This is a genomic window from Streptomyces sp. TM32 (genome assembly GCF_004122755.1).
Taxonomy (GTDB): Bacteria; Actinomycetota; Actinomycetes; order Streptomycetales; family Streptomycetaceae; genus Streptomyces; species Streptomyces sioyaensis.
Genome location: NZ_SDIG01000265.1, coordinates 1 through 5,576, shown reverse-complemented (window position 1 = coordinate 5,576; position 5,576 = coordinate 1). Strand labels below are relative to the sequence as shown.

The window sequence follows — 5,576 nt, the reverse complement described above, 5'->3', positions numbered from 1 at the left end:
CCTCGAAGTGGAGGTGGCGGGCCGGGGCGGTTCCGGGGTGGCGTCCGGGGCGTCAGCGCGGGCGTCGGCCGGGTGGTCGTCGTCGGCGGGCGGCTGGTCGGCCGCCTGGTGAGGGCGTCGGCGGCCCTCCCGCAGCCGCTGCGCTGCCGCCTCCGCCTTGCGCTGGTCCATGGTGAAGGTGAAGCGGCGGCGCTCCTGGGCGCGCAGATAGACGATGTAGGCGGTCAGGAGCAGGGCGGGGAGGGCGGGGGCCCAGAGGAAGGGCGCGCCGCCGACCGCGGCGACGACGGCGCCGACGGTGAAGGCGAGGAAGAGGATGGTGGTGGTGCGCCGGCGGCGGGCGAGGACCTTGGCGCGCTTGGTCCGCTCGGCGGCGGAGGGGCGCGGCGGGGCGGCCTGCACGCGGGTGCGGGGTGCCTCGGGCGCGTCCGCCGCGGCGGGGTCGCCGAAGGACCGGGCGGCGGCCTCGTCGGCCGGAGCGTCCGGGTCCAGTTCGTGGCCCGCATCGTCGGCGGGGTACTCCCCACGCTCTTTGTCGTAGCGGCGCTGCATGGCCGCGCGCCCGGACAGCAGCCGGATGGCGGTGCTGAAGCGCTCGGTCGGGCGGGCCTCGTTGAGCTCGTCCTGCCTACGGAGCCACATCGGCACCAAATAGGCAGCCCAGGCCCCGACGATGACTGCGTAGATGAGGCCGCTGCTTCTCACGACTCACACGGTAGAGGGGTTTGCAGGGGGCCATCCGCCAATTGAGCCGGTGTGTCGCACGATCTGGCTGATATCTCGAACTTTTTTGTGATCGTAGAGATCGGCGCCGTCGCCCATCGGCTCGGCCGCGGAATTTTTTCGAACGTTTATTTTATTTGTGAGGCATCCCGGGGGCACCGGGTTTCTCCCGCCGCCAGCGGTTGACCAGGCCCTCGGGTACCTCTTCCGCGGTGAGGGCGTATACCGCGTGGTCGCGCCAGGCGCCGTCGATGTGCAGATAGCGCGGGCGGATGCCCTCTTCGCGAAATCCGAGTTTTTCGACCACCCGCCGGCTGGGGGTGTTCTCGGGCCGAATGCAGACCTCGATGCGGTGCAGTCCCACGGCACGGAAGCAGTGGTCGACGGCGAGCGCCACGGCGGTCGGCATGACGCCACGGCCGGCGACTCCCTTGTCGACCCAGTAGCCGATATGGCCGGAACACATGGAGCCCCAGGTGATTCCGGCGACCGTGAGTTGTCCGGCGAGCTGCCCGCGGTACTCGACGACGAACGGCAGCATCCGGCCGGCGTGCGCCTCGGCGCGGAGATGGCGGACCATCTGGCGGTAGGTGGGGCGGTGCGGCGGGACGAGGCCGGGCGGAGGCGGCGGGATGGTCGCTTCCCAGGGGCGCAGCCAGTCGCGGTTGCGGCGGTTGACCTCGCGCCAGGCCCCTTGGTCGCGCATCTTTATCGGGCGGAGGGTGACCTCTCCCTCCGTGAGGACCACGGGCCAGGACGCGTTCAGCTCGGGCTCCCGGACGGTCTGGCGTGGTCGCCGCCGCGGATCTGGTCGACGGCGTGCGGCAGCAGCTCCGCGAGGACGGCGAGGCCGTCGCGGACGCCGCCAGTCGAGCCGGGGAGATTGACGATCAGGGTCGTCCCGGCGACGCCCGCGAGCCCGCGGGAGAGGGCGGCGGTGGGGACCTTCTCCCGGCCGGCCGCGCGGATCGCCTCGGGGATGCCGGGCACCTCGTGGTCCAGGACGCGGCGGGTGGCTTCGGGGGTGCGGTCGGTGGGCGACAGGCCCGTACCGCCGGTGGTGAGGATGACGGCGTAGCGGGCCGAGGCGACGGCGGTCCGCAGGGCGGCTTCCACCGGGTCGCCGTCGGGGACCACCTGCGGGCCCTCGACCTCGAAGCCCATGGCGGTCAGGCCCTCGGCGAGCAGCGGGCCGCCCTTGTCGGCGTAGACGCCGGCCGCCGCGCGGTTGGAGGCGGTGACGACCAGGGCGCGGGCCGGCGTCATGACCGGCTCCAGTCACCGGACTTGCCGCCGGTCTTCTCCTCGACGCGGATGTCGGAGATGACGGCGGCCTTGTCGACGGCCTTGACCATGTCGACGACGGTGAGGGCGGCGACGGAGACCGCGGTCAGCGCCTCCATTTCGACGCCGGTGCGGTCGGTGGTCTTGACGGTGGCGGTGATCTCGACGGCGTCGTCGGCGACGGAGAGGTCGAGTTTCACGCCGGAGACGGCCAGCGGGTGGCAGAGCGGGATCAGGTCGGGGGTGCGTTTGGCGCCCATGATGCCGGCGATCCGGGCGGTGGCCAGGGCATCGCCCTTGGGCATGCCCTCGCCCCGCAGCAGCTCGATGACCTGCGGCGATACCAGGACCCGGCCACGGGCTCGGGCGGTGCGGGCGGTGACGTCCTTGGCGGAGACGTCCACCATCCGCGCCGCGCCCGCCGCGTCGAGATGGGTGAGGTGGTGCTGGCCGCTGCTCATCGTTCTCCCGGTCAAAACTGCCGCCTGTGGGACGACACCGTACCCCTGGCGGAAGCGGCTCAGCCGAGCAGGACGACGTCCACCTCGCTGTCCGCGGTGACCTCGGTGGCCTCCTCGGGGACGACGATCAGCGCATTGGCGTGCGCCATGGCCTTGATCAGGTGGGAGCCGGCGCCGCCCACGGGGGTGACCGTGCCGGCGTCGGCGTCGTGGGAGCCGCGCAGGAACTGGCGGCGTCCCCGGGGCGAGGAGGCGATGGCGTCGGTGATCCGGGCGCGGAGGGTGGGGCGCTGGATGTCGGGCAGGCCCATGAGGGTGCGCAGGGCGGGGCGTACGAACAGCTCGAAGGAGACGTAGGAGCTGACCGGATTGCCGGGCAGGGCGAGGAGCGGGATGCGGTCGGGGCCGATGAGGCCGAAGCCCTGGGGCTTGCCGGGCTGCATCGCAAGTTTGCGGAACTCGACCGTCCCCTCCTCCGCGGACAGGGCGGTCAGGGTCTCCTTGACCACGTCGTAGGCGCCGACGCTGACGCCGCCGCTGGTGACGAGGAGGTCGGCCCGGATGAGCTGGTCCTCAAGAGTGGAGCGGAGGGTCTCGGCGTCGTCGGCGACGGCGCCGACGCGGTAGGCGAGGGCGCCGGCCGCGCGGGCGGCGGCGGTGAGCTGGAAGCTGTTGGAGTCGTGGATCTGGCCGGGGGCCAACGCCTCGCCGGGCTGGACGAGTTCGCTGCCGGTCGACAGGACCACGACGCGGGGGCGGGGCCGTACCCGGACCGTGCCGCGGCCGAGGGCGGCGAGCAGACCGATCTGGGAGGGGCCCAGGACCGTGCCCGCCGCCAGGGCCGGCTCGCCTTCGGTGACATCGCTGCCGCGGGTGCGGATATGGGCGCCGGCGGCGGCCGGGCGGTGGACGCGGACCTCGCCGCCGGCGTCCTGCGGGGCGGCGCTGTGGGCGCGCATCGCGGCGGCCGGGCCCTCGCCCGCTCCGCCGTCGGTCCACTCGACGGGGACGACGGCATCGGCGCCGGGCGGCACCGGGGCGCCGGTCATGATGCGGGCGGCCTGGCCCGGGCCGACGTCCGGCAGCTCGCCGGGGCCGGCCGCGATGTCCCCGATGACGGTGAGGGAGACCGGTGCGTCCTGGGTGGCGGCCGTGGTGTCGGCGGCGCGGACGGCGTAGCCGTCCATGGAGCTGTTGTCGAAGGGCGGCAGGGCGACCGGGACCGTGATGTCCTCGACCAGGACGCAGCCCTGGGCGTCGAGGAGTTGCAGCTCGATCGGGTCGAGCGGGGCGATCTTCGACAGGACGTCGTCGAGATGCTCGGCCACCGACCAGACGCGGTCCTGGTGGCGGGTCTGGCCGGTGCTGCCGTTCAACGTTTTACATCTCCTCGGTCACGTAACTGCGAAGCCAGGACCGGAAGTCCGGGCCGAGGTCTTCACGTTCGCATGCGAGTCGGACAATGGCACGCAGATAGTCGCCGCGGTCACCGGTGTCATAGCGGCGGCCCTTGAAGACCACGCCGTGCACCGGGCCGCCGAGGGCGGGGTCGGCGGCCAGCGCCTGGAGGGCGTCGGTGAGCTGGATCTCACCACCGCGGCCCGGGGCGGTCTTGCGCAGCACCTCGAAAACGGCCGGGTCGAGGACGTAACGGCCGATGATGGCGAGGTTGCTGGGGGCCTCGGCCGGGTCGGGCTTCTCGACCAGGTCGGAGACGCTCACCACGTCGTCGTCGCCGGTGGGGGTGGCGGCCGCGCAGCCGTAGAGGTGGATCTGGGCCGGGTCGACCTCCATGAGGGCGATGACCGAGCCGCCGTACTGCGCCTGTATCTCGACCATGCGCGCCAGCAGCGGGTCACGGGGGTCGATGAGGTCGTCGCCGAGGAGGACGGCGAAGGGCTGGTCGCCGACGTGTGGCGCGGCGCACAGCACCGCGTGGCCCAGGCCCCTGGGGTCGCCCTGGCGTACGTAGTGCATGGTCGCCAGGTCGCTGGACTCCTGCACCTTGGCGAGGCGGGACTCGTCGCCCTTGCGGTGCAGGGCCTCTTCGAGTTCGTAGTTGCGGTCGAAGTGGTCTTCGAGGGGGCGCTTGTTGCGGCCGGTCACCATCAGGACGTCGGAGAGTCCGGCGGCGGCCGCCTCCTCCACCACGTACTGGATGGCGGGCTTGTCGACGACCGGGAGCATCTCCTTGGGCGTGGCCTTCGTTGCGGGGAGAAACCGGGTGCCGAGGCCGGCTGCGGGGATGACAGCCTTGCTGATCCGCGTGTGCGATGGGGTCATGCGCGACACCATAACCGGCCCTATCGGAATGATGATGAGGGTCCGGCGAAAAGCCACAAGAGCGGGAGCAAGGGCACACAGTGAGCGTCGATCACGATAGAAAGCGCAGGTTGCGGCGGGACCTCCTGGAGGTGAGGAGTGCGTTGCCGCCGGATGTCCGTGCGTCGACGGGCGAGGGACTGGCCCGGCACATACTGGAGCTGGCCGAGTTGGCCCCCACCGGCTCCCCGCACACCGTCGCCGCGTACGTCTCCATCGGCGGTGAGCCCTCCACCCGCGCGCTGCTGGACCGGTTGCGGGCGGCCGGCGTGCGGGTGCTGCTGCCGGTCCTCCTGGCGGACAACGATCTGGACTGGGCGGTCTACGAGGGCGCCGAGCGGCTCGTCCGGGCGGGCCGCGGGCTGCTGGAGCCGGCCGGGCCGCGGCTGGGCCCCGAGGCCGTCACCGAGGCGGACGTGGTACTGCTGCCGGGGCTCGCGGTGGACCGTACGGGGCTGCGGCTGGGGCGCGGCGGCGGCTCCTACGACCGGGTGCTGGCGCGGCTGGACCGGGCCGGTGCGCGGGCGTCGCTGGTGGTGCTGCTCTACGACGCGGAGGTGCTGGCCGAGGTGCCGGCCGAGCCGCACGACCGGCATGTACACGCCGCGGTGACCCCGTCGGGGGTGCACCGGTTCGCGGCACCGGGGGCCCGTACGGAGGGCTGAAGCGGTCCGGGGGAGCCCGCAAGCCGTAGGGGCGGACCGGAGTTGGCGGTTTCTAGCGGTCGTCGCAACACGTGGTCGGTTTGATCAGGCCGCGAGCAGTTTATGCAGGCGCTCGGCTGGG

7 protein-coding genes are annotated in these 5,576 nt (G+C 72.7%); 1 reads left to right on the top strand and 6 read right to left on the bottom strand.

Going from position 1 to position 5,576, the window contains the following annotated elements:
• From EST92_RS30770 to galU, 6 genes are all read right to left on the bottom strand, one after another.
• Nucleotides 1-705 (bottom strand): hypothetical protein (locus EST92_RS30770; RefSeq protein WP_129283953.1); only part of this gene is annotated, 705 nt, incomplete at its 3' end.
• 151 nt (nt 706-856) lie between these two features.
• Nucleotides 857-1,471 (bottom strand): GNAT family protein, encoded by a 615-nt coding sequence (locus EST92_RS30765; protein ID WP_129250813.1) that lies wholly within the window; start codon nt 1,469-1,471, stop codon nt 857-859.
• A gap of 14 nt (nt 1,472-1,485) precedes the next feature.
• Nucleotides 1,486-1,989, bottom strand: a complete 504-nt coding sequence (locus EST92_RS30760) for a MogA/MoaB family molybdenum cofactor biosynthesis protein (protein WP_129283952.1) — start codon at nt 1,987-1,989, stop codon at nt 1,486-1,488.
• Nucleotides 1,986-2,468 (bottom strand): cyclic pyranopterin monophosphate synthase MoaC, encoded by a 483-nt coding sequence (gene moaC / locus EST92_RS30755; protein WP_129250811.1) that lies wholly within the window; start codon nt 2,466-2,468, stop codon nt 1,986-1,988. Before moaC ends, EST92_RS30760 begins: the two co-directional genes overlap by 4 nt.
• Nucleotides 2,469-2,527: 59 nt before the next feature.
• The gene (gene glp / locus EST92_RS30750; RefSeq protein WP_129283951.1) at nt 2,528-3,844 is read right to left on the bottom strand and encodes a gephyrin-like molybdotransferase Glp; all 1,317 of its coding nucleotides are present in this window, start codon (nt 3,842-3,844) and stop codon (nt 2,528-2,530) included.
• A gap of 4 nt (nt 3,845-3,848) precedes the next feature.
• The gene (gene galU / locus EST92_RS30745) at nt 3,849-4,751 is read right to left on the bottom strand and encodes a UTP--glucose-1-phosphate uridylyltransferase GalU (protein ID WP_006605075.1); all 903 of its coding nucleotides are present in this window, start codon (nt 4,749-4,751) and stop codon (nt 3,849-3,851) included.
• A 110-nt stretch (nt 4,752-4,861) separates the two neighbouring features.
• Here galU and EST92_RS30740 point away from each other — a divergent pair, with 110 nt between their 5' ends.
• Nucleotides 4,862-5,455 carry a 5-formyltetrahydrofolate cyclo-ligase gene (locus tag EST92_RS30740; RefSeq protein ID WP_129283954.1) on the top strand — a complete coding sequence of 198 codons (594 nt, stop codon included), beginning with the start codon at nt 4,862-4,864 and terminating at the stop codon, nt 5,453-5,455.
• Nucleotides 5,456-5,576 lie beyond the last annotated feature (121 nt).

Bases quoted from the DNA above. Each gene is read 5' to 3' on its own strand.
- moaC (WP_129250811.1), bottom strand. From the start codon at position 2,468: ATGAGCAGCGGCCAGCACCACCTCACCCATCTCGACGCGGCGGGCGCG.
- EST92_RS30760 (WP_129283952.1), bottom strand. From the start codon at position 1,989: ATGACGCCGGCCCGCGCCCTGGTCGTCACCGCCTCCAACCGCGCGGCG.
- galU (WP_006605075.1), bottom strand. From the start codon at position 4,751: ATGACCCCATCGCACACGCGGATCAGCAAGGCTGTCATCCCCGCAGCC.